The sequence below is a fragment of the Microbacterium sp. genome (assembly GCF_031179285.1).
GTDB lineage: Bacteria > Actinomycetota > Actinomycetes > Actinomycetales > Microbacteriaceae > Microbacterium.
Genome location: NZ_JAPSHY010000004.1, coordinates 1 through 22,529 on the forward strand (window position 1 = coordinate 1; position 22,529 = coordinate 22,529).

Here is a 22,529-nt window from a genome sequence, read left to right on the forward strand (position 1 = left end):
TCCATCCAACAAGGACAACCCACTACATGACTACCGCAACGACCGCCCCGGCCACCAAGCAGGTCGCCATCAACGACATCGGATCTGCTGAGGACTTCCTGGCCGCGGTCGAGAAGACCCTGAAGTTCTTCAACGACGGCGACATCATCGAGGGGACGATCGTCAAGATCGACCGCGATGAGGTTCTGCTCGACGTCGGATACAAGACCGAGGGTGTCATCCCCTCCCGCGAACTCTCCATCAAGCACGACGTCGACCCCAATGAGGTCGTCGCCGTCGGCGACCTGGTCGAGGCCCTCGTTCTCCAGAAGGAGGACAAGGAAGGCCGTCTGATCCTCTCCAAGAAGCGCGCACAGTACGAGCGTGCCTGGGGAGACGTCGAGAAGATCAAGGAGAACGACGGCGTCGTCACCGGTACGGTCATCGAGGTCGTCAAGGGTGGACTCATCGTCGACATCGGCCTCCGCGGCTTCCTCCCGGCATCGCTCATCGAGCTGCGCCGCGTCCGCGACCTCACGCCGTACCTCGGTCAGGAGATCGAGGCCAAGATTCTCGAGCTCGACAAGAACCGCAACAACGTCGTCCTCAGCCGCCGTGCGCTGCTCGAGCAGACGCAGTCGGAGTCGCGCACCACGTTCCTGAACAACCTGCACAAGGGTCAGGTCCGCAAGGGTGTCGTGTCGTCGATCGTCAACTTCGGTGCGTTCGTCGACCTCGGTGGCGTTGACGGCCTCGTGCACGTCTCCGAGCTCTCGTGGAAGCACATCGAGCACGCCTCCGAGGTCGTCGAGGTGGGCCAGGAGGTCACCGTCGAGATCCTCGAGGTCGACCTCGACCGCGAGCGCGTCTCCCTGTCGCTCAAGGCGACGCAGGAGGACCCGTGGCAGGTCTTCGCCCGTACCCACGCGATCGGTCAGGTCACGCCGGGTAAGGTCACCAAGCTCGTTCCGTTCGGTGCGTTCGTGCGCGTCGCAGACGGCATCGAGGGCCTCGTCCACATCTCCGAGCTCTCCAGCAAGCACGTCGAGCTGGCCGAGCAGGTCGTGTCGGTCGGCGAAGAGGTCTTCGTCAAGGTCATCGACATCGACCTCGAGCGCCGCCGCATCTCGCTCTCGCTCAAGCAGGCGAACGAGTCGGTCGACCCCAACGGCACCGAGTTCGACCCGGCGCTGTACGGCATGCTCGCCGAGTACGACGAGAACGGCGAGTACAAGTACCCGGAGGGCTTCGACGCCGAGACCGGTGCCTGGAAGGAAGGCTTCGACGCTCAGCGCGAGGCATGGGAGCAGGAGTACGCTGCGGCCCAGGCTCGCTGGGAGGCTCACAAGGCTCAGGTCGCCAAGGCGGCCGAGGCCGAGGCTGAGGCCGGCGCCGACTTCGGTGGCCAGGTCTTCGCCAGCGAGGCGACCGGCGCGGGCACCCTCGCCGACGACGAGGCACTTGCGGCACTGCGTGAGAAGCTCTCGGGCGGCAACGCGTAAGCACGACGCTTCGGAACGGGTCGTCACCTTCGGGTGGCGGCCCGTTTCGCATGCAAGGCGCGGATGCCGGCGGGCGGCCCCGTGACAGGATGGGAGCATGCCTCTCATCGCACTGACCGGCGGCATCGCATCCGGCAAATCGACCATCGCACGTCGACTCGCCGCGCACGGTGCCGTGATCGTCGACGCCGACCAGGTCGTGCGTGATGTGCAGGCCCCCGGCGGTGAAGTCCTCGCACGGATCGCCGAGGCGTTCGGCCCGGAGGTCGTGGCGACGAACGGCGAGCTCGATCGTGCCGCGCTGGGGGCCAAGGTGTTCGGGGCGCCCGATCTGCTCACCCGCCTGAACCACATCGTGCATCCCGCCGTCCGCGCCGAGTCGCAGCGCAGGTTCCAGGCGGCGTTCGACGCCGATCCTTCGGGAGTGGTCGTCTACGACGTGCCGCTTCTCGTCGAAGCTCGTGTCGATGATCCGTGGGACATGATCGTCGTCGCCCACGCCCCCGCCGAAGAACGGCTGCGTCGGCTCGTCGATCTGCGCGGCATGACGCCGGATGCAGCGGAACAGCGGATCGCCGCGCAGGTGTCCGACGACAAGCGCCTCGCGATCGCCGATGTCGTCATCGACACGGCGGGTTCTCTCGATGAGACGCTCGCGCAGACCGATGCCTTGTGGGAAAGCCTAAGGGCCGCCTGATGAGACAGCGATATCTGGAGGCGTACGACGCGCAGCTGCGCACCGGTGCCGAGACGAACGGCGCGCGCGACGTCGTCGTGCATGGACCACTGCGCATGGCGCTGTTCCCCGGCGGTCGCGGCTTCGTCACCTATCGTGGGCTGGAAGCGGCGGACGATCTCGGCGCGCTCGTCGATGCCGTCGTCGCTCACTTCCGGACCGTGCCAGGGATCACCGCGGTCGAGTGGAAGACGAGGGGCCACGATCGAGCGCCGGGTCTGCATCAAGCGCTCACCGCGCGCGGTTTCGTGCCGGAGGAGCCGGAGTCGATCATGATCGGCGAGGCGGCGCTGCTCGCGGAGCCGATCCCGGTGCCGGCTGGAATCAAGATCCGGCGGGCACGGTCAGACGCGGACGTCTGGGCGATGGAAGAGATGCAGGGGACGGTGTTCGGCGATCCGAAGTGGGCGGCCAGGGCAGCGATGACCGCCCAGCGTCTGCGCGAGGGCACATCCGTCGAGTTCTGGCTCGCCACGTACGACGGGCACGTGGTGAGCGCGGGGCGCCTGGAGCCGGTGGACGGCACGGAGTTCGCGGGGCTCTGGGGCGGCTCGACCCTGCCGGAGTGGCGCGGGCGGGGCATCTACCGCGCACTGACCGCCGAACGCGCGCGATCCGCGCTCGCTCTCGGCAAGCGCTACCTGCAGTCGGACTCGACGGAGTTCTCCCGCCCCATCCTCGAGCGGTCGGGGTTGATCAAGGTCTCCACCACGACGCCCTACGTTTGGAGACCGGCCGGAGGCTGAGAGGCGTCGTCCCTCTCCCTGCGCCGTCCCGCAACCGAAGCAGGTGCACGGCGAGGCCACGATGCACGACATCGTCGACCGAATCGAGTGCGGAGATCCTCTCTGCCACGCTCCAGCACGAGCAATCCGCAGACGACCCCGATCATGTCACCACTCCAGGTCTGGACCCGATCGACCGCCCCGGTGTCTGTGCCCCCTCGTAGGCTGGAGGTATGCAACCCACGCGCAGTGTCCGTCCTTTCGAGGTCATCAGCGAGTACACGCCGGCGGGCGACCAGCCGCAGGCGATCTCCGAGCTCGCCGCGCGTATCAACGCAGGCGAGACCGATGTGGTGCTTCTGGGTGCCACCGGAACCGGCAAGTCCGCGACCACGGCCTGGCTGGTCGAGCAGGTGCAGCGTCCCACCCTCGTGCTCGCGCATAACAAGACCCTCGCTGCGCAGCTGGCGAACGAGTTCCGCGAGCTCATGCCCAACAACGCCGTCGAGTACTTCGTCTCGTACTACGACTACTACCAGCCCGAGGCGTACGTTCCGCAGACCGACACCTTCATCGAGAAGGACTCCTCCATCAACGCCGAGGTGGAGCGCTTGCGGCACTCGACGACCAACTCGCTGCTGTCGCGCCGCGACGTCGTCGTGGTCTCCACCGTGTCATGCATCTACGGTCTCGGAGCTCCCGAGGAGTATCTCCGGGCGATGGTCGCTCTCCAGGTGGGGGAGCGTTACGACCGCGACGCCCTGATCCGGCAGTTCATCGCGATGCAGTACAACCGCAACGACGTCGACTTCTCTCGCGGCAACTTCCGGGTTCGCGGCGACACGATCGAGATCATCCCGGTCTACGAGGAGCACGCCATCCGCATCGAACTGTTCGGTGACGAGATCGAGGCACTGTATTCACTGCATCCGCTCACCGGTGAGGTCATCGAGAAGCTCGATGCGGTGCCGATCTTCCCCGCGTCGCACTACGTCGCCGGCACCGATGTGATCCAGCGCTCCATCGGCACCATCGAACACGAGCTCGAAGAGCGCCTCGCCGAGTTCGAGCGGCAGGGCAAGCTGCTCGAGGCACAGCGTCTGCGCATGCGAACGACGTTCGATCTCGAGATGCTGCAGCAACTCGGGTTCTGCTCCGGCATCGAGAACTACTCTCGCCACATGGACGGGCGGATGCCGGGCGAGCCGCCCCACACGCTCCTCGACTTCTTCCCGGACGACTTCCTCCTGGTCATCGACGAGTCACACGTCACCGTTCCCCAGATCGGAGCGATGTACGAGGGAGACGCCTCCCGCAAACGAACCCTCGTCGACCACGGCTTCCGGTTGCCGAGCGCGATGGACAATCGCCCGCTGCGCTGGGATGAGTTCAAGAACCGGATCGGCCAGACCGTGTATCTGTCGGCGACGCCCGGTAAGTACGAGATGGGGATCGCCGACGGCATCGTCGAGCAGATCATCCGTCCGACCGGTCTCGTCGACCCGCAGATCATCGTGAAACCGTCGAAGGGGCAGATCGACGACCTGCTCGAGGAGATCCGGATCCGCGTGGGTCGTGACGAGCGGATCCTCGTCACGACACTGACGAAGAAGATGGCCGAGGAACTCACGGACTTCCTCGGTGAGCATGGCGTGCGTGTGAGGTATCTGCATTCCGACGTCGACACACTGCGACGCGTCGAGTTGCTCAGTGAACTGCGCTCGGGCGTGTACGACGTGCTCGTGGGCATCAACCTGCTGCGTGAGGGCCTCGACCTTCCCGAGGTGTCGCTGGTCGCGATCCTGGATGCCGACAAGGAAGGCTTCCTCCGCTCCGGCACCTCGCTGATCCAGACCATCGGCCGTGCCGCCCGTAACGTCTCGGGCGAAGTGCACATGTACGCCGACAGGATCACCGATTCGATGGCGAAGGCCATCGAGGAGACCGACCGCCGCCGGGAGAAGCAGGTCGCTTACAACCTGGCCAACGGCATCGACCCGCAGCCGCTCCGCAAGCGCATCGCCGACATCACCGATGCTCTGGCGCGCGAAGGAGCCGACACGGCCGACCTCCTCTCCAGTCGCGGTCGCGCCTCGGGCAAGGGCAAGTCGCCGACCCCGAACCTGCGTCGCACCGGGATCGCGGCCGAAGGGGCGGATCAGCTCGAGGCGACGATCAAAGACCTCACCGACCAGATGCTCGCGGCTGCCGCCGAATTGAAGTTCGAGCTCGCCGGTCGTCTTCGCGACGAGGTGCAGGACATGAAGAAGGAGCTGCGAGCGATGGAACGCGCCGGCCACGCCTGAGCGGCGAGGCAGTGCGCCGCCGTGCCGGCCGACGGTTTGACGCTGCGGGAGAGACCGCGCCGTGGTCAGGGGCAATGCACGAGCGGCTTGGCTCCGGAACGGTCGATCTGGTGCTCGGTCATCGGCGCTCCGCACAGCGGGCACGCGCGTTCGGCGCGCTCGGCAGCGCTCGGGGGCGGCGTCTTTTCGTACGGGCCGACGGATGCCGGACCTGCCAGCCGCACCAGGTTCGTGTTGAACCACGAATAGAGTCCGCCCGCCTCGCGGATGCGCGTGCGCAGGGGGGAGCGTGGCTTGTCCTTATCCATATGCTTAGTGTACTAATTATTCGTGCCTTGTATAGTCGGGTGCATGACGGCGTCACCGGATGAACTGCTCCGCCTGGAGAACCAGCTCTGCTTCGCGCTGGTCACCGCCGCGCGCAACGTGGTGGCGATCTATCGGCCGATTCTCGAGCCACTTGGGCTCACACATCCTCAGTACCTGGTGATGCTGGCGCTGTGGGAGCGATCGCCACGCACGCTGAACGACCTCGCAGCCGATCTCGCCCTCGAGCCGGCAACCGTCTCGCCGCTCATCAAGCGCCTGGAAGCAGAGGGGCTCGTGGTACGAGAGCGCAGCAGCACGGACGAACGCCGGCTCGACATCACCCTCACCGAGGCCGGCCGCGCTCTCCGTGAACGCGCCCTCAAGGTGCCTGAACGTGTCATGGAGGCTGTCGGCATGGGCGTGGCGGAGATCTCCGCCCTACGTGACGGGTTGTCTCCGTTCGCGGGTCGTCGGCCCGCGTCGGTCTGAGAGAGCGCTGCGAGTGGTGCCCGGAACGGCTGTCTGAGAGCCAGTGTCAGTAGCCCCTCGTAGACTTGTTCGGTGCCCATCGTCCCCGTTGCCTCCTCCGGAAAACTCAGTGTTCGCGGTGCCCGCGTGCACAACCTCAAGAACGTCGACATCGACATCCCACGCGACTCGCTCGTCGTGTTCACCGGCCTGTCCGGCTCCGGCAAGTCCAGCCTCGCCTTCGACACGATCTTCGCCGAAGGTCAGCGTCGGTACGTCGAGTCTCTGAGCGCCTACGCGCGCCAGTTCCTCGGACAGGTCGATCGTCCGGATGTCGATTTCATCGAGGGGCTGAGCCCGGCGGTGTCGATCGACCAGAAGTCCACGAACCGCAACCCCCGCTCCACGGTCGGCACGATCACCGAGATCTACGACTACATGCGGCTGCTCTGGGCCCGCATCGGCATCCCTCACTGCCCCGAGTGCGGTGAGAAGATCCAGCGGCAGACGGTGCAGCAGATCGCCGACCAGCTCATGGAGCTGCCCGAGCGCACCCGCTACCAGATCGTCGCGCCCATCGTCTCGCAGAAGAAGGGCGAATTCGTCGACCTGTTCCGCGAGCTCGGCGCGAAGGGCTACTCGCGCGCGATCGTCGACGGCGACCTGATCCAGCTCGCCGAGCCTCCGACCCTCAAGAAGAGCTACAAGCACGACATCGCCGTCGTCGTCGACCGTCTGGTGGCGGCTCCCGACATCCTCGGGCGGGTCACGGACTCCGTCGAGACCGCCCTGGGACTGGCGGGCGGCGTCGTGCAGGTGAACTTCGTCGACGGCGAGGGCGACGACGCCTGGCAGACGTTCTCCGAGAAGCTCGCGTGCCCCAACGGCCACGAATTGACGCTCACCGAGATCGAGCCCCGCACGTTCTCGTTCAACGCGCCGTTCGGCGCCTGCCCGGCATGCTCCGGTCTCGGCACCCGGATGTCGGTCGACGTCGATCTGATGCTCGGCGACGAAGACCTCTCCATCCGCGAGGGCGTCATCATCCCATGGACGACGCAGGGCAAGGGACTCTTCCAGTACTACGAGCGACTGCTCGAGGGCCTCGCCCGTGACCTGGACTTTTCGCTCGACACTCCGTGGCGCAAGCTCCACTCCGACGTGCAGGACGCGATCCTGCGCGGCGAGAACTACAAGGTCACCGTCAAGTGGAAGAACCGCTACGGCCGCGAGATGCGCTACGCCTCGGGGTTCGAAGGCGTCGTCCCGTACATCGAGCGACAGTATCTGCAGGCGGAGTCCGACAACCAGCGCAACCGCTGGGGCGAGTACCTTCGTGAGGTACCGTGCCCCGTCTGCGACGGTAACCGGCTGAAGCCCGAGGTCCTCGCCGTGCAGGTGCACGGACACTCGATCGCCGAGGTCTCCCACCTCAGCCTCGCCGACGCGCGCGCGTTCATGGAGAAGCTCGTCCTCACCGACCGCGAGGCTCAGATCGCAGCCCAGGTCCTGCGCGAGATCCGGCTCCGACTCGACTTCCTGTTGCAGGTCGGGCTCTCGTATCTCAACCTCAGCCGCTCGGCGGGGTCGCTCTCCGGAGGGGAAGCGCAGCGCATCCGCCTCGCGACGCAGATCGGCTCCGGGCTCACCGGCGTCCTCTACGTGCTCGACGAGCCGTCCATCGGGCTGCACCAGCGCGACAACCGCCGCCTCATCGACACGCTGATCAAGCTCCGCGACCTCGGCAACACCCTCATCGTCGTCGAGCACGACGAGGAGACCATCGAAGCGGCCGACTGGGTCGTCGACATCGGCCCGGGCGCCGGCGTCAACGGCGGCGAGGTCGTGCACTCCGGACCGTACTCCGCGCTGCTCGGAGACACCGCATCGATGACCGGGGACTACCTCTCGGGCCGCCGCGAGATCCCGATGCCCGGCAAGCGTCGCAAGATCGATCGGAAGCGGATGCTGAGCGTCGTCGGCGCGCGGGCCAACAACCTCAGGAACGTCACCGCCGACTTCCCCCTCGGTGTGCTCACCGCCGTCACCGGCGTGAGCGGCTCCGGCAAGTCGTCGCTCGTGAACGACATCCTCTATCAGGTCCTCGCGTCCCGGCTCAACGGCGCCCGTACCGTTCCCGGCAAGCACACCCGCGTGACCGGTCTCGACAACCTCGACAAGGTGGTGCACGTCGACCAGGCTCCGATCGGTCGCACCCCTCGCTCGAACCCGGCGACGTACACCGGAGTGTTCGACCGGATCCGCAACCTGTTCAGCGAGACGCCAGAAGCGAAGGTGCGCGGCTACCAGCCCGGCCGGTTCAGCTTCAACGTCAAGGGAGGGCGCTGCGAGGCGTGCTCTGGCGACGGCACCATCAAGATCGAGATGAACTTCCTCCCCGACGTCTACGTCGACTGCGAGGTCTGCCACGGCAAGCGGTACAACCGCGACACGCTCGCGGTGCACTACAAGGGCAAGAACATCGCCGAGGTGCTGGAAATGCCCATCGAGGAGGCCGCCGAGTTCTTCGAGCCGATCCAGGCCATCCACCGCTACATGAAGACGCTCGTCGACGTCGGTCTGGGATACGTCCGCCTCGGCCAGTCGGCGACGACGCTCTCCGGTGGTGAGGCGCAGCGGGTGAAGCTCGCCACCGAGCTCCAGCGACGCAGCAACGGCCGCAGCATCTACGTGCTCGACGAGCCGACCACAGGCCTCCACTTCGAAGACGTCCGAAAGCTCCTCGAGGTGCTCAACGGTCTCGTCGACAAGGGCAACACGGTGATCGTCATCGAGCACAACCTCGACGTCATCAAGTCGGCCGACTGGGTCATCGACCTGGGGCCGGAGGGCGGCTCGGGCGGCGGCCAGATCCTCGCGACGGGGACACCGGAGCAGATCGCGCGTGTCGAGGAAAGCCACACCGGCCAGTTCCTCGCGGAGATCCTGGGCGAAGGGCGCGCAGCGCGGAAGGCCAGCTGATGGCCGACGTCCTCCCGTACAAGCCGAGGGCGGGGGAGATCCCGACCGACCCCGGCGTGTACCGGTTCCGTGATGCCGACGGGCGTGTGCTGTACGTGGGCAAGGCGAAGAACCTCCGTCAGCGCCTGTCGAACTACTTCGCTCCGCTGCGTACGCTGCACGAGCGCACCCGCAGGATGGTCACGACGGCGGCATCCGTCGAATGGACCGTCGTTCCCACCGACGTCGACTCGCTGCAACTCGAGTACATGTGGATCAAGGAGTTCGATCCGCCGTTCAACGTCCGCTACCGCGACGACAAGTCGTACCCGTTCATGGCCGTCACCCTGGGCGATGAGGCGCCGCGAGTGCTCGTGACGCGCAACCATCGCATCCCGGGCGCGAGATACTTCGGTCCCTATCCGAAGGTGTGGGCCGTGCACGACACGATCGACCTGATGATCAAGGCGTTCCCGATCCGCACCTGCAGCGACGCGAGCTACAAGCGCGCCATGCAGACCGGTCGTCCCTGCTTTCCCGGCCAGATCGGCAAGTGCGGCGGGCCCTGTTCGATGACGGTCACCATCGAAGAGCATCGGGCCATGGTCGACGACTTCGTCGCATTCATGGCGGGTGGCGACGAGCGGTTCACCAAGGAACTGCGCACCCGGATGCTGGCGGCCTCTGCGGCGATGGACTACGAGGCGGCGGCGAAGTACCGCGACAAACTCTCCGCGATCGAGGCAGTGCTCGGCAAGAGTGCGCTCGTGCTCGCCGCCGATGAGGACGCCGACCTCTTCGGCATCGCCGAGGACGAACTCGCGGCGGCCGTGCAGCACTTCGTGATCCGCGGCGGCCGCGTTCGCGGTGTGCGCGCGATGACGATCGAGAAGGAGATCGACATCTCCACCGGTGAGCTCGTCGACCAGGTGCTGCAGCGGGCGTACGGCGAGGCTGAAGACGTGCCGCGCCGCATCCTCGTGCCGACCCTTCCCGATGATGCGGCCGAGCTGGAACTGTGGCTGCGCGAACGACGGGGAAGGAAGGTCGAGATCGCCGTCGCCCAGCGCGGGCAGCGGGCAGACCTCATGCGCAATGCCACCCTGAACGCCCAGCAGGCGCTGATCCGCCACAAGACCCGTCGCACGAGCGACTACGTGGCGCGCACCCAGGCGCTCACCGACCTGCAGCAGGCGCTCGACCTCGAAGAGGCCCCGCTTCGGATCGAGTGCTTCGACATCTCGCATCTCGGCGGCACCAATGTCGTCGCCTCGATGGTCGTCTTCGAGGACGGACTGCCTCGCAAGGACCAGTACCGCTCGTTCAACATCGCCGAGACGACCGACGACACCGACTCGATGTACCAGGTGCTGCGCCGCCGGCTTGCCCACCTCGACCGGCCGGAGGTTCTGGAGGAAGAGGAGATCGAGGGCGGGCGGAGGAAGCCGCGGTTCGCATACCCCCCTCAGCTGCTGGTCGTGGACGGCGGGAAGCCCCAGGTCGAAGCCGCGGCGCGAGCACTGCAGGACGCCGGCCACACCGAGATCGCCGTGTGCGGGATCGCCAAGCGGCTGGAGGAGATCTGGCTGCCGGGCGAGGATTTCCCGGTGATCCTGCCCCGCACGAGCGAGTCGCTCTATCTGCTGCAGCGGTTGCGCGACGAGGCGCACCGGTTCGCCATCGTCCATCAGCGCAAGAAGCGCAAGAGAAACATCACCACCGTCCTGGCCGAAGTGCCGGGCCTCGGCGGTGCGCGGATCAAGACGCTGCTGAAACACTTCGGTTCGGTCACGGCTCTGCGCGCCGCGCACCCCGACGCGATCCAGGAGGTCCCGGGAATCGGGCCGGTGCTCGCTCAGAACATCCACGCGCATCTCTCCAGTCGCTAGTCTTGTGAAGACAGGGGAGAGGAAGCACATGACAGACGGGGACAAGGGCGAGTTCCTCATCGTCACGGGGATGTCCGGCGCCGGCCGCACGACGGTGGCCAACGCGCTGGAAGACCTGGGCTGGTACGTCGTCGACAACCTGCCCCCTCAGATCCTTCGCCCGCTGCTCGATCTCACGGACATGGGTGGCGGCGCTCTGCCGAAGGTCGCGGCGGTCGTCGACGTGCGCGGTCGCAACCTCTTCGACGATTTCCCCGGTGTCGCCCGCGCCCTCCGCTCGCGCGGATCGGTTCGCGTGCTCTTCCTCGACGCGTCGGACGATGTGCTGGTGCGTCGATTCGAGTCGGTGCGGCGACCGCACCCGCTTCAGGGCGACGGCACCCTCCTCGACGGCATCCGCATCGAGCGATCGAAGCTCGCGGCGATCCGCGAGGCGGCCGACATGGTCATCGACACCTCGAACCTCAACATCCACCAGCTGGCGACGCAGGTCTCCGAGCTGTTCTCCGAGGAGGGGGCGGCACGGCACCGCGTGACGCTGCTGAGCTTCGGGTTCAAGTACGGCCTTCCCACCGACGTCGACCTCGTCGCCGACATGCGCTTCCTGCCCAATCCGTTCTGGAACGAAGAGCTGCGCGGCCTCACCGGTCAGGACGCCGAGGTGGTCGACTATGTGCTCTCCCGACAGGGGGCGTCGGAGTTCCTCGACGCCTATGCGGCGGCTCTCACGCCGGTGCTCGAGGGATACCAGCGCGAGAACAAGAGTCACTCCACCATCGCGATCGGCTGCACCGGCGGCAAGCACCGATCGGTTGCGATGTCGGAGGAGCTGGCGCGCCGTCTTTCGGCGATCCCCGGGGTGGCCGTGAACGTCCGTCATCGCGATCTCGGCCGCGAGTAGCAGGGCGCGCGGCCGAGTAGGCTAGTCGTTTGCGTCGCGATCCGGCGCGTGAGCGTAGAGGAGTCTCGTGGCACTAACCACCGACGTCAAGGCTGAGCTGGTCAGCATCCGCAATGCACCCCCCACGGTGCGGGTCGCGGAGGTCACCGCGATCCTCCGGTTCGCCGGCGGGCTGCATTCGATCGCCGGCCGTGTCGCCGTGGAGGCGGAGGTGGATGCCGAGACCCTCGCCCGCCGTGTCGCCCGCGATCTCGCCGAGATCTACGGTGTTCGGCCTGAGATCGCCCAGGTGCAGTCGAGCACGGCGAACGACGGCGCCAGGTGGGCGGTCCGCGTCATCGCCGCTGGCGAGACCCTCGCGAGGCAGACCGGTCTTCTCGATCAGCGTCGCCGCCCGGTGCGTGGCCTTCCGAACCGGCTCACCACGGGATCGCGCGACGAGGTCGCCGGGCTCTGGCGCGGTGCCTTCCTGGCCGCCGGGACCCTGAGCGAACCCGGTCGCTCCGCCATGCTCGAGGTCGCGTGCCCCTCGTCGGAGGCCGCCATGGCGCTCGTCGGCGCCGCACACCGTCTCGGTGTGGCCGCGAAAGCGCGAGAAGTGCGCGGGATGCCGCGCGTCGTCGTCCGTGAGGGAGAGGCGATCCGGACGATCCTCGCCGAGATGGGCGCTCACCGCACCGCCGTGGCGTGGGAGGAGCTCCGCCAGCGCCGCGAGGTCCGGGCCGGGGTGAATCGCCTGGTCAACTTCGACGACGCGAACCTTCGCCGTTCCGCGCAGGCCGCGGTCGCCGCGTGCGCACGCGTCGAGCGTGCGCTCGAGATCCTGGGTGACGACGTCCCCGATCACCTCCGGCTGGCGGGAGAGCTGCGCCTCGCACACCGTGACGCGAGTCTCGATGAGCTCGGCCACCACGCCGATCCGCCACTGACGAAGGACGCGGTCGCCGGCCGCATCCGTCGCCTGCTCGCAACCGCCGACAAGCGTGCGCAGCAGGAGGGCATCCCGGGAACCGAGTCCGCCGTGCCGGCGGGACTCGACGTCTGAGCGACGACCGCGCTTCGCTCAGCGGGTTCGTCATCGCCGGAAGGATCCGGGCCGCGACCGTGTTGCCGTCAGTAGGATGAGTTACGTCTGCTCCACACCGCACATCGGTGGTGTTGGAGGATCGGCAAGCGCCGCGGCGCGGCGCGGATTGGATGAAAGCGATATGGCAACCTACACGCTCCCCGACCTTCCGTACGACTTCGCAGCCCTTGAGCCGCACATCAGCGGCAAGATCATGGAACTGCACCATGACAAGCACCACGCCACCTACGTCGCCGGTGCGAACACGGCACTGGAGCAGCTTGCCGAAGCCCGCGACAGCGGCAACCTGGCGAACGTCAACAAGCTTGAGAAGGACCTCGCGTTCAACCTCGGCGGCCACGTCAACCACTCGATCTTCTGGACCAACCTGTCGCCGAACGGCGGCGGTCAGCCCGAGGGCGAACTGAAGGCGGCCATCGATGAGTTCTTCGGCTCTTTCGAGAAGTTCCAGGCTCACTTCACGGCAGCAGCGATCGGCATCCAGGGCTCCGGCTGGGCCGTTCTCAGCTGGGACTCGATCGGGTCGCGCCTGATCATCCAGCAGCTGTTCGATCAGCAGTCCAACACCGCGCAGGGAACCATCCCGCTCTTCCAGCTCGACATGTGGGAGCACGCCTTCTACCTCGACTACCTCAACGTCAAGGCCGACTACGTCAAGGCGGCGTGGAACATCGCCAACTGGGAGAACGTCGCCCAGCGTCTCGACGTCGCCCGCAAGCAGACGAACGGCCTGCTGGTACTGTCGTAAACAAGACGGGCGTCCCGACGGACATCTCGCCCGTCGGGACGCCGTTGTCCATGCTTCTCAAGTGAAACCCGCGCGCGAGCGCTCGAGAAAATCAGGAGACCTTCGTGTCTGTCAAGATCGGTATCAACGGCTTCGGCCGCATCGGACGCAACTATTTCCGCGCGGCTCTCGCGCAGGGCGCGGACCTCGAAATCGTCGCGGTCAACGACCTCACCGACAACAAGACCCTCGCGCACCTGCTCAAGTACGACTCCTCGGCAGGCGTTCTCGACGCGGAGATCAGCTATGACGAGGAAAGCATCACCGTCAACGGCAAGCAGATCAAGGCCTTCGCTGAGCGCGACCCCGCTAACCTCCCGTGGGGCGAGCTCGGGGTCGACATCGTCATCGAGTCGACCGGCTTCTTCACCAAGGCTGAGCTCGCGAAGAAGCACATCGAGGCCGGCGCGAAGAAGGTTCTCATCTCCGCTCCCGCCACGGGCGACGACCGCACCATCGTCATGGGCGTGAACGAGGAGACGTACAACCCGGAGACGGACCACATCATCTCCAACGCGTCGTGCACCACCAACTGCCTGGCACCGCTCGCCAAGGTCTTCAACGACGAGTTCGGCATCGTCCGCGGATTCATGATGACCGCTCACGCGTACACCGCAGACCAGAATCTCCAGGACGGCCCGCACGGCGATCTGCGCCGCGCACGCGCCGCTGCGATCAACATCGTCCCCGCATCCACGGGAGCTGCGAAGGCGATCGGCGCGGTCCTGCCCGAGCTCAACGGCAAGCTCAGCGGCTCGTCGTACCGCGTTCCGGTTCCCGTCGGCTCGATCGTCGATCTCACCCTCATCACCGAGCGTGAGGACCTCACCGCCGACGTGATCAACGCCGCCTACAAGAAGGCCGCTGACGAGGGACGCCTCGCGGGCTACCTGCAGTACAACGCCGACGACATCGTCTCGAGCGACATCGTGCACAACCCGCACTCGTCGATCTTCGATTCGACCCTGACCAACGTCAGCGGAAACCTGGTCAAGGTCTCGAGCTGGTACGACAACGAGTGGGGCTACTCCAACCGTCTGGTCGACCTCACCGAGTACGTCGCAGATCGTCTCTGAGCTCGCGATGACTCTGCGCACCCTGGATTCTCTGGGTTCGCTCGAGGGCAAGCGCGTCATCGTCCGTTGTGATCTCAACGTCCCCCTGCGGGACGGGGTCATAGCGGACGATGGCCGTGTACGCGCCTCGCTGCCGACTCTGAACGCCCTCATCAACGCGGGAGCACGCGTGGTCGTGTGCTCCCACCTCGGCCGCCCTGACGGCGCGCCCGATCCGCAGTTCAGCCTCGAGCCTGTGGCGCAACGCCTGTCCGAGTTGCTCGGCAAGCCGGTCGCGTTCGCACGTGACACGGTCGGAGAGTCCGCGAGCGAGGCGGTCGCGTCGCTCGAGGATGGCGGCGTCGTCGTCATCGAGAACCTGCGGTTCAACGCGGGGGAGACGGCCAAGGACGACGCGACGCGCGGCGCGTTCGCCGCGGAGCTCGCGAAGCTCGGCGATGTGCTCGTCTCCGACGGGTTCGGCGTCGTCCACCGCAAGCAGGCGAGCGTGTACGAACTCGCCCAGGCGCTGCCGTCGGCTGCGGGCCTGCTCATCGCCGCCGAACTCGATGTGCTGGACCGGTTGACCGAGAACCCGGAGCGCCCGTACGCGGTCGTGCTCGGCGGGTCCAAGGTCAGTGACAAGCTGGGCGTCATCTCGCACCTCCTGCCGCGCGTGGACCGGATCCTGGTCGGCGGGGGGATGCTGTTCACCTTCCTCAAGGCGCAGGGGCATGAGGTCGCTTCCAGCCTGCTCGAGGAGGACCAGCTCGACACGGTGCGCGGCTACATCGCCGAGGCGGAGAAGCGCGGGGTCGAACTCGTGCTCCCGACCGACGTCGTGGTGGCGGCGTCGTTCGCCGCGGACGCCGCGCACGAGACCGCACGCGCCGAGGCGATCCAGGAGACCGCGTTCGGAGCATCCGGCATCGGCCTCGACATCGGGCCCGAGACGGCGGCACGGTTCGCCGAGGTGATCCGCAGCTCCGCGACGGTGTTCTGGAACGGCCCCATGGGCGTCTTCGAATTCCCCGCCTTCGCGGAGGGGACGAGAGCGGTCGCACAGGCGCTGACGGAGGTCGACGGACTCAGTGTCGTCGGCGGCGGCGATTCGGCGGCCGCGGTGCGGCAGCTCGGATTCTCCGACGACCGATTCGGTCACATCTCGACGGGCGGAGGCGCCAGCCTCGAGTTCCTCGAGGGCAAGAAGCTACCCGGCCTGGAGGTGCTCGGATGGGCGTGAACACTCGTACCCCGCTGATCGCGGGAAACTGGAAGATGAATCTCGATCACCTGCAGGCGGTCGCGTTCGTGCAGAAGCTGCACTGGACGTTGAAGGATGCCAAGCACGAGGACGGATCGGTCGAGGTGGCGGTGTTCCCGCCGTACACCGACATCCGCAGCGTCCAGACGCTGATCGACGCCGACAAGATCCCGTTCGCGCTCGGCGCGCAGGACGTCTCCGCCCACGATTCGGGTGCCTACACGGGTGAAGTGTCCGGCGCGTTTCTCGCCAAGCTCGACGTGAAGTACGTCATCATCGGCCACTCGGAGCGCCGTGAGTATCACGCCGAATCCGACGAGATCGTGGCCGCGAAGGTCACGGCTGCCGTCAAGCACGGTCTGGTCCCGGTGATCTGCGTGGGAGAGACCGCCGATGACCTGGAGAAGTTCGGCGCCAGCGCCGTTCCGGCGGGTCAGCTCGAAGCCGCCCTCCAGGGATTGCCGAGGGACGCCGACATCGTGGTGGCGTACGAGCCGGTCTGGGCCATCGGCTCTGGCCAGGCCGCGACGCCGCAGCAGGCGCAGGACGTCTGCGCCGCCCTGCGCGGAGTCATCGCGAAGGTCCTCGGCGACGACGCCGCCGCGCGCACCCGCGTCCTCTACGGCGGATCGGTGAAGGCGGCGAACATCGCCAGCTTCATGCGCGAACCCGACGTCGACGGCGCGCTCGTCGGCGGGGCGAGCCTCGTGGTCGACGAGTTCGGCGCGATCATCCGATACCAGAAGCACGTCGGCGTGTGAGTGTGGCGGGGCCTGCATCCCGCCACACCGTATACTTGACCGTTACGCGGGCACTTCGGCCCGAGCGAAAGGCAATCCCTCGTGCAGATTCTCGAGTTCGTCCTGCAGGTGGTGCTGGGCATAACCAGCGTCCTGCTGACTCTCCTCATCCTCCTCCACAAGGGCCGCGGTGGTGGCCTGTCCGACATGTTCGGCGGAGGTATGTCGTCCGCGGTCGGATCGTCGGGCCTTGCGGAGCGGAACCTCAATCGCTTCACTGTCGTCCTGGCGCTCGCATGGTTCGTCGCGATCGTCGCGCTGGGCCTCATCACGAAATTCGAGGTGATCTGATGGCTACCGGTGGCAACGCCATTCGCGGAACACGTGTGGGCTCCGGCCCCATGGGCGAGCAGGACCACGGCTACCATGCGGACCGCATCGCGGTGTCGTACTGGGATGGTCTCGGCAACGAGACCGTGCGCTATTTCGCAGCGGGTCTCCCGGAAGAGGAGATCCCCGAGACGATCGATCACCCGCAGTCCGGTCTTCCCGCCGGACGCGACAAGGAGAACCCGCCGGCCCTCGCGAAGGCCGAGCCGTACAAGACTCACCTCGCGTACGTGAAGGAGCGCCGCACTGACGAGGAGGCCGTCCAGCTTCTGGAAGACGCTCTCACTCAGCTGCGCGAGCGCCGGGGCCAGTGACCCGACTCTGACTCAGGAAACCGCCACGACTCACTCGTGGCGGTTTCTGCTTTCGCCGGGGCAACGCGGGTGTCAGCGGCAGGCGGCGGCGGCATCGATGTACGACTGCGGGGGATAGCCGTACGCCCAGACGCCATTGGCGTCATCCGTGAATCCCATGCTGATGGCCCACGCGGTCGCCCAGTTCTCGATGCTGTCCTGCGTGGAGGAGTCGTACATGTCGGCGCACCTGACGCTGATGGCGTGCCCGACCTCATGCGCGACCAGCGCCTGGCTGCGTGCGGCCGGCCACTGCTCGGCGACGGAGTTCGACAGTTGGATCGTGGCATATCCCGGATCGCCGTACCACCAGGTCGCGTAGCCGCCCATCCCGCCGTCGTAGCCGAAGCCGTTGACCAGCGGCGCCCAGTCGAAGTCGAGGAGCACACCGGGGGCCAGTGAGCGGGCGAACGCCTCGACCTCCAGCCGCGCGCCCTGCAGCGGTCCGGCCTTCTCGGCGAGTTCGGCCTGCTCAGAGGCGATGACCTGCGTGGCGGCGGCGTTCAGAGAGGAGAAGACGTCGACGGCATAGGCGTCGAGAGCGGTCGTCGCCGCTGCTTCCTCGGCGGTGTCTCGGAGGGCGATCACGTCGAGGTTCCTGGCATTGATATGCGCCGCCTCGAACGGGGCGGCGGCGCCCGCGGCGGCGGTGAGTGCCGCCACTCCGGCATCGGTGAGCTCCGATGCCTCGGCAGCCACCCCGTCGGTGCCGTCCTGAAGGTCCTCAGCGTGTTCCTCGGCATCCGCTCGGTAGCCGTCGAGCTGCTGAGCCGCGCCGAACAGCTGCCAGAACCAGAACGGCTTCTCGCCCGCGCCCGGGAGGGTGACGCTGACGAGTTCGTCGGCTTCGGATGCCGTCGTCTCGCTCTCCGCCGCCGCGGCAGCGAGTGCATCCCGCGAGCCGGCGTCCAACAGCAGACCGGAGTCGCTCTGGATCACCAGGGTCGCGCTCTCCGTGGTCGAACGCAGCGCGTCGAGTTCGGCGCTCAGGTCGGAGCGCAGCGTCGCGGCGGTGGCGGCCGAGTCCGCGTAGGCCGTTTCGGCGTCGTCGTAGCCGACGTTGGCGATCAGCTGCACGACGATGATGGCCGCCGCGGCGACAACGGCACCGAGGGAGCCGAGGATCGCACCGGTGTGCTTCTTCCGCGCCCTGACGGCGGACGGCGCGCCGCCCGAGAGACGGGCAGGAACCACGTGTCCGCCAGGGACCGGTTCGAAACCCGCGCGCGCCGCGGCCGGCACTTGCTGCCCACCGAGCGAAGTCGAGTCGGTCACGGAATCCCCCTGTCGCCGCACTGCCGCGCGGTTGCTGCGATTCTAGTCAGGGAAGACCGAAGGCCCCCAACCTTTCGGCGGGGGCCTTCGCGGCGGAGGGGATGACGGGAATCGAACCCGCACCATCAGTTTGGAAGACTGAGGCTCTACCATTGAGCTACATCCCCGAATCGGTCCTTCGACAGGATCAGGACCGACCGTTCGATCATAGCGGACTGTCGAGGTGGTTCTCGTCCGTTAGACTTCATGGGGCTGAATCTGCGTGCGGATTCCCCGGGGCGTAGCTCAGCTTGGTAGAGCGCCCGCTTTGGGAGCGGGAGGTCGCAGGTTCAACTCCTGTCGCCCCGACACGGCACCCATAGCCTTCACAGCCGCGATTCAGCGCGGGAATCACAAGGAGAGCACACAAGCATGGCCAACAGCACCGTCGAGAAGCTGACCCCGACCCGGGTCAAGCTCAGCATCACGGTCACCCCGGACGACCTCAAGCCCAGCATCGCGCACGCCTACGAGCACATCGCGCAGGACGTCCAGATCCCCGGCTTCCGCAAGGGCAAGGTTCCGGCGCCCATCATCGATCAGCGCATCGGACGGGGCGCCGTCATCGAGCACGCTGTGAACGAAGGACTCGACCAGTTCTTCCGTGCTGCCACTGCCGAGCACAAGCTCCGCGTCGTGGGTCGTCCCGCGGCCGAGATCGTCGAGTGGCCGAACGAGAAGGACTTCTCCGGCGACCTGCTCGTCGACATCGAGGTGGATGTCCGCCCCGACATCGAGATCCCGCCGCTCGACGGCATCACCGTGACGGTCGATGCCGTCGAGACCGACGAGTCGGCCCTCGACGAGGAGCTCGACCGCCTGCGCGCTCGCTTCGGCACACTCGTGCCGGTCGATCGCCCCGCCGCGAAGGGTGACTTCGTCGAGCTCGACCTCGTCGCGACCATCGACGGTGCCGAGATCGATCGCGCCGAGGGCGTCTCGTACGAGGTCGGCTCCGGCGAGCTGCTCGAGGGCATCGACGACGCGATCGAGTCGCTCACCGCCGGTGAGGACACCACCTTCCGTTCGTCGCTCGTCGGCGGTGACCACGCCGGTTCCGAGGCCGAGGTCTCGGTGACCGTCAAGGCGGTCAAGGAGCGCGAGCTCCCGGAAGCGGATGACGACTTCGCTCAGATCGCGAGCGAGTTCGACACCATCGGCGAGCTTCGCGAGAGCCTTGCCGAGCGGGTCGCTCAGCAGGGCGTGTTCGCGCAGGGTTCGGCCGCGCGCGACAAGCTCGTCGAGACGCTGCTCGAGCAGATCGACATCCCGGTGCCGCCGAAGCTCATCGAGGACGAGGTGCACAGCCACCTCGAGGGTGAAGGCCGCCTCGAGGACGACGAGCATCGCGCCGAGGTGACAGAGGCGAGCGAGAAGCAGTTCCGCACACAGGTCCTCCTCGACACCATCGCCGAGCAGGCGGATGTGCAGGTCTCGCAGGAGGAGCTGAGCCAGTACCTCATCCAGTCCGCCGCCCAGTACGGCATGGCACCGCAGGAGTTCGTCGAGGCGCTGCAGTCCTCGAACCAGCTTCCCGCGCTCGTCGGGGAGGTCGCTCGCAACAAGGCGATCGCGATCGCCCTCGGCAAGGTCACCGTCATCGACACCAACGGCAAGACCGTGGACCTCTCGGACTTCATCGTCGTCGACGACGAGGCTGACGAGGCCGCGTCTGAGGAGAAGCCGGCGAAGAAGGCACCGGCGAAGAAGGCTGCCGCCGCGAAGAAGGCTGACGACTCCGCTTACGAGAAGCCGGCCAAGAAGGCTGCCGCCAAGAAGGCTCCGGCCAAGAAGGCTGCCGACAAGGCCGAGTGATCACAGCAGATGGTCGACGAGAAGGCGGATGCTGCGGCATCCGCCTTCTCGCGTCTGAGGAGGAGAATATGACCGACTGGCAGCAGCGGATCGACGCAGTCTGGGCGGACGACGCGCTCACCGATGCCGATCGCATCGATGCGATCGATGCCATCGCATCGGAGCGCGACCCGGATGACCCGCTCGCCCTCTTCGAACGCGCCGGCGCCAGGGACACCGCCGGACTCGAGGCGCAGGCTGAGCCCCTCTACCGCGAGGCGCTGGCAGCCGGGCTCGACGAGGACCGTCGGGCACAGGCCACGATTCAGCTGGCCAGCACGCTGCGCAACCTCGGACACTTCGGCGAGAGCGCGGAGTTGCTGAAGGCGGAGCGCGAACGCGGCGGCGCCCTGAGCGATGCCGCATCCGCCTTCTACGCACTGACGCTGGTGTCACAGGGCGACGCCCGCGCAGGCGCCGCCATCGCACTCGAAGCTCTGGCACCGCACCTGCCGCGTTACACGCGGTCGGTCGCCGCGTACGCCCGGGAACTCACCGCTCCGCCACGCTGATATGCCGACGGCGAACACGGCCGGGGCGCCGCGTTGACGCCGGTAGATTCGAAATCACCGAAACACGGAAACAGGAGCTGACATGGCTGCAGAACCCCTCGTCGCGACGAGCGTCTTCGACAGGCTGCTGAAGGATCGCATCATCTGGCTTGGCTCAGAGGTGCGTGACGAGAACGCCAACGAGATCTGCGCGAAGATCCTTCTTCTCGCCGCAGAAGACTCAGAGAAGGACATCTACCTCTACATCAACTCGCCCGGTGGCTCCATCACCGCAGGCATGGCGATCTACGACACGATGCAGTTCGTCCCGAACGACATCGTCACCGTGGGCATCGGCATGGCCGCATCGATGGGGCAGCTCCTGCTCACCAGCGGCACCAAGGGCAAGCGCTACATCACCCCGAATGCTCGGGTGCTCCTGCACCAGCCGCACGGCGGTTTCGGCGGCACGGCGAGCGACATCCAGACGCAGGCGCAGCTCATCCTCTCGATGAAGAAGCGCCTCGCCGAGATCACCGCAGCCCAGACGGGCAAGTCGGTCGAGCAGATCAACGCCGACGGTGACCGCGACCGCTGGTTCACCGCCGACGAGGCGCTCGAGTACGGCTTCGTCGACCACATCCGCGAGCACGCCAGCGACGTGACCGGCGGCGGCGGCACTGCGGATTCCGCAGAATGACCGGATTCGAAAGGACCTCTATGTACACTCCCACTTTCCAATCCGCCGGAAACCTGCCGTCCAGCCGCTACGTGCTCCCGCAGTTCGAAGAGCGCACCGCATACGGCTTCAAGCGCCAGGACCCGTACAACAAGCTCTTCGAAGATCGTGTGATCTTCCTGGGCGTGCAGGTCGACGACGCCTCCGCCGATGACGTCATGGCCCAGCTCCTCGTCCTCGAGAGTCAGGACGCCGAGCGCGACATCACGATGTACATCAACTCGCCCGGTGGTTCCTTCACGGCGATGACGGCGATCTACGACACGATGCAGTACGTCGCACCGCAGATCCAGACCGTCGTGCTCGGTCAGGCCGCATCCGCTGCCGCCGTGCTGCTGGCGGCGGGCGCTCCCGGTAAGCGCCTCGCACTGCCGAACGCCCGGGTGCTGATCCACCAGCCCGCGATGGGCGAGGCGGGTCAGGGACAGGCGTCCGACATCGAGATCCAGGCGGCGGAGATCCTGCGGATGCGTACCTGGCTCGAAGAGACGCTGGCATCGCACACGAACCGCCCCGTCGAGCAGGTCAACCGCGACATCGACCGCGACAACATCCTCTCGGCCGCGCAGGCGCTCGAGTACGGCATCGTCGACCAGGTGCTCACGACGCGCAAGCGCCCGTAGCATCCGGTCAGAAAGGGGCGGCAGTCGCCGACTGCCGCCCCTTCTGCATGCCCGGC

General features: G+C 66.8%; 21 protein-coding genes and 2 tRNA genes. 20 read left to right on the forward strand and 3 right to left on the reverse strand.

Features of this window, described 5'->3' with window-relative positions:
* Positions 1 to 26: 26 nt before the first annotated feature.
* The 4 genes from rpsA to uvrB all read left to right on the forward strand — a co-directional run bounded on the left by rpsA (position 27) and on the right by uvrB (position 5,248).
* Positions 27 to 1,481: a 30S ribosomal protein S1 gene (gene rpsA / locus RIN18_RS03400; RefSeq protein ID WP_309102543.1), complete on the forward strand. Its 1,455-nt coding sequence runs from the start codon at positions 27 to 29 to the stop codon at positions 1,479 to 1,481.
* A gap of 97 nt (positions 1,482 to 1,578) precedes the next feature.
* Positions 1,579 to 2,178, forward strand: a complete 600-nt coding sequence (gene coaE, locus RIN18_RS03405; protein WP_309102544.1) for a dephospho-CoA kinase — start codon at positions 1,579 to 1,581, stop codon at positions 2,176 to 2,178.
* Positions 2,178 to 2,963: a GNAT family N-acetyltransferase gene (locus RIN18_RS03410; protein WP_309102545.1), complete on the forward strand. Its 786-nt coding sequence runs from the start codon at positions 2,178 to 2,180 to the stop codon at positions 2,961 to 2,963. The genes coaE and RIN18_RS03410 overlap by 1 nt, the downstream gene beginning before the upstream one ends.
* 212 nt (positions 2,964 to 3,175) lie before the next feature.
* Positions 3,176 to 5,248: an excinuclease ABC subunit UvrB gene (gene uvrB / locus RIN18_RS03415; protein ID WP_309102546.1), complete on the forward strand. Its 2,073-nt coding sequence runs from the start codon at positions 3,176 to 3,178 to the stop codon at positions 5,246 to 5,248.
* Between the two features lie 65 nt (positions 5,249 to 5,313).
* On the opposite strand, the gene RIN18_RS03420 is transcribed toward uvrB, so the two are convergent.
* Positions 5,314 to 5,556, reverse strand: coding sequence for a hypothetical protein (locus RIN18_RS03420; RefSeq protein ID WP_309102547.1), 243 nt, complete (start codon positions 5,554 to 5,556; stop codon positions 5,314 to 5,316).
* Positions 5,557 to 5,599: 43 nt separating this feature from the next.
* On the opposite strand from RIN18_RS03420, the gene RIN18_RS03425 reads away from it, so the two are divergent.
* From RIN18_RS03425 to RIN18_RS03475, 11 genes are all read left to right on the forward strand, one after another.
* Positions 5,600 to 6,046, forward strand: a complete 447-nt coding sequence (locus tag RIN18_RS03425) for a MarR family transcriptional regulator (protein ID WP_309102548.1) — start codon at positions 5,600 to 5,602, stop codon at positions 6,044 to 6,046.
* 72 nt (positions 6,047 to 6,118) lie between these two features.
* Positions 6,119 to 9,007 (forward strand): excinuclease ABC subunit UvrA, encoded by a 2,889-nt coding sequence (gene uvrA, locus RIN18_RS03430; RefSeq protein WP_309102549.1) that lies wholly within the window; start codon positions 6,119 to 6,121, stop codon positions 9,005 to 9,007.
* Positions 9,007 to 10,875: an excinuclease ABC subunit UvrC gene (gene uvrC, locus RIN18_RS03435; RefSeq protein ID WP_309102550.1), complete on the forward strand. Its 1,869-nt coding sequence runs from the start codon at positions 9,007 to 9,009 to the stop codon at positions 10,873 to 10,875. Before uvrA ends, uvrC begins: the two co-directional genes overlap by 1 nt.
* Before the next feature lie 28 nt (positions 10,876 to 10,903).
* The gene (rapZ, locus tag RIN18_RS03440; protein ID WP_309102551.1) at positions 10,904 to 11,776 is read left to right on the forward strand and encodes an RNase adapter RapZ; all 873 of its coding nucleotides are present in this window, start codon (positions 10,904 to 10,906) and stop codon (positions 11,774 to 11,776) included.
* Between the two features lie 67 nt (positions 11,777 to 11,843).
* Positions 11,844 to 12,821, forward strand: coding sequence for a DNA-binding protein WhiA (whiA, locus tag RIN18_RS03445; protein ID WP_309102552.1), 978 nt, complete (start codon positions 11,844 to 11,846; stop codon positions 12,819 to 12,821).
* Between the two features lie 163 nt (positions 12,822 to 12,984).
* Positions 12,985 to 13,611: a superoxide dismutase gene (locus tag RIN18_RS03450; RefSeq protein WP_309102553.1), complete on the forward strand. Its 627-nt coding sequence runs from the start codon at positions 12,985 to 12,987 to the stop codon at positions 13,609 to 13,611.
* 104 nt (positions 13,612 to 13,715) lie between these two features.
* Positions 13,716 to 14,726: a type I glyceraldehyde-3-phosphate dehydrogenase gene (gap, locus tag RIN18_RS03455; protein ID WP_309102554.1), complete on the forward strand. Its 1,011-nt coding sequence runs from the start codon at positions 13,716 to 13,718 to the stop codon at positions 14,724 to 14,726.
* A 7-nt stretch (positions 14,727 to 14,733) separates the two neighbouring features.
* Complete coding sequence (locus RIN18_RS03460) at positions 14,734 to 15,948, forward strand: phosphoglycerate kinase (protein ID WP_309102555.1); 1,215 nt, start codon at positions 14,734 to 14,736, stop codon at positions 15,946 to 15,948.
* A complete protein-coding gene (tpiA, locus tag RIN18_RS03465) occupies positions 15,939 to 16,730 on the forward strand; it encodes a triose-phosphate isomerase (protein WP_309102556.1) in 792 nt (263 codons plus the stop codon). Before RIN18_RS03460 ends, tpiA begins: the two co-directional genes overlap by 10 nt.
* Positions 16,731 to 16,811: 81 nt before the next feature.
* Positions 16,812 to 17,060 (forward strand): preprotein translocase subunit SecG, encoded by a 249-nt coding sequence (secG, locus tag RIN18_RS03470; protein ID WP_309102557.1) that lies wholly within the window; start codon positions 16,812 to 16,814, stop codon positions 17,058 to 17,060.
* On the forward strand, positions 17,060 to 17,413 hold the full coding sequence (locus tag RIN18_RS03475; RefSeq protein WP_116636738.1) for an RNA polymerase-binding protein RbpA: 354 nt from the start codon (positions 17,060 to 17,062) through the stop codon (positions 17,411 to 17,413). The genes secG and RIN18_RS03475 overlap by 1 nt, the downstream gene beginning before the upstream one ends.
* Before the next feature lie 72 nt (positions 17,414 to 17,485).
* Here the strand turns inward: RIN18_RS03475 and RIN18_RS03480 are convergent, their stop codons facing one another.
* Positions 17,486 to 18,727 (reverse strand): hypothetical protein, encoded by a 1,242-nt coding sequence (locus tag RIN18_RS03480; protein ID WP_309102558.1) that lies wholly within the window; start codon positions 18,725 to 18,727, stop codon positions 17,486 to 17,488.
* A gap of 96 nt (positions 18,728 to 18,823) precedes the next feature.
* Positions 18,824 to 18,894 (reverse strand) — tRNA-Gly (locus tag RIN18_RS03485).
* Between the two features lie 107 nt (positions 18,895 to 19,001).
* Between RIN18_RS03485 and RIN18_RS03490 the strand changes: the two genes are divergently transcribed.
* The 5 genes from RIN18_RS03490 to RIN18_RS03510 all read left to right on the forward strand — a co-directional run bounded on the left by RIN18_RS03490 (position 19,002) and on the right by RIN18_RS03510 (position 22,473).
* A tRNA-Pro gene (locus RIN18_RS03490) sits at positions 19,002 to 19,075 on the forward strand.
* A 63-nt stretch (positions 19,076 to 19,138) separates the two neighbouring features.
* Complete coding sequence (tig, locus tag RIN18_RS03495) at positions 19,139 to 20,581, forward strand: trigger factor (protein ID WP_309102559.1); 1,443 nt, start codon at positions 19,139 to 19,141, stop codon at positions 20,579 to 20,581.
* A 68-nt stretch (positions 20,582 to 20,649) separates the two neighbouring features.
* On the forward strand, positions 20,650 to 21,132 hold the full coding sequence (locus RIN18_RS03500; RefSeq protein WP_309102560.1) for a tetratricopeptide repeat protein: 483 nt from the start codon (positions 20,650 to 20,652) through the stop codon (positions 21,130 to 21,132).
* 82 nt (positions 21,133 to 21,214) lie between these two features.
* Positions 21,215 to 21,811: an ATP-dependent Clp protease proteolytic subunit gene (locus tag RIN18_RS03505; protein WP_309102561.1), complete on the forward strand. Its 597-nt coding sequence runs from the start codon at positions 21,215 to 21,217 to the stop codon at positions 21,809 to 21,811.
* A gap of 20 nt (positions 21,812 to 21,831) precedes the next feature.
* A complete protein-coding gene (locus RIN18_RS03510) occupies positions 21,832 to 22,473 on the forward strand; it encodes an ATP-dependent Clp protease proteolytic subunit (RefSeq protein WP_309102562.1) in 642 nt (213 codons plus the stop codon).
* Positions 22,474 to 22,529 lie beyond the last annotated feature (56 nt).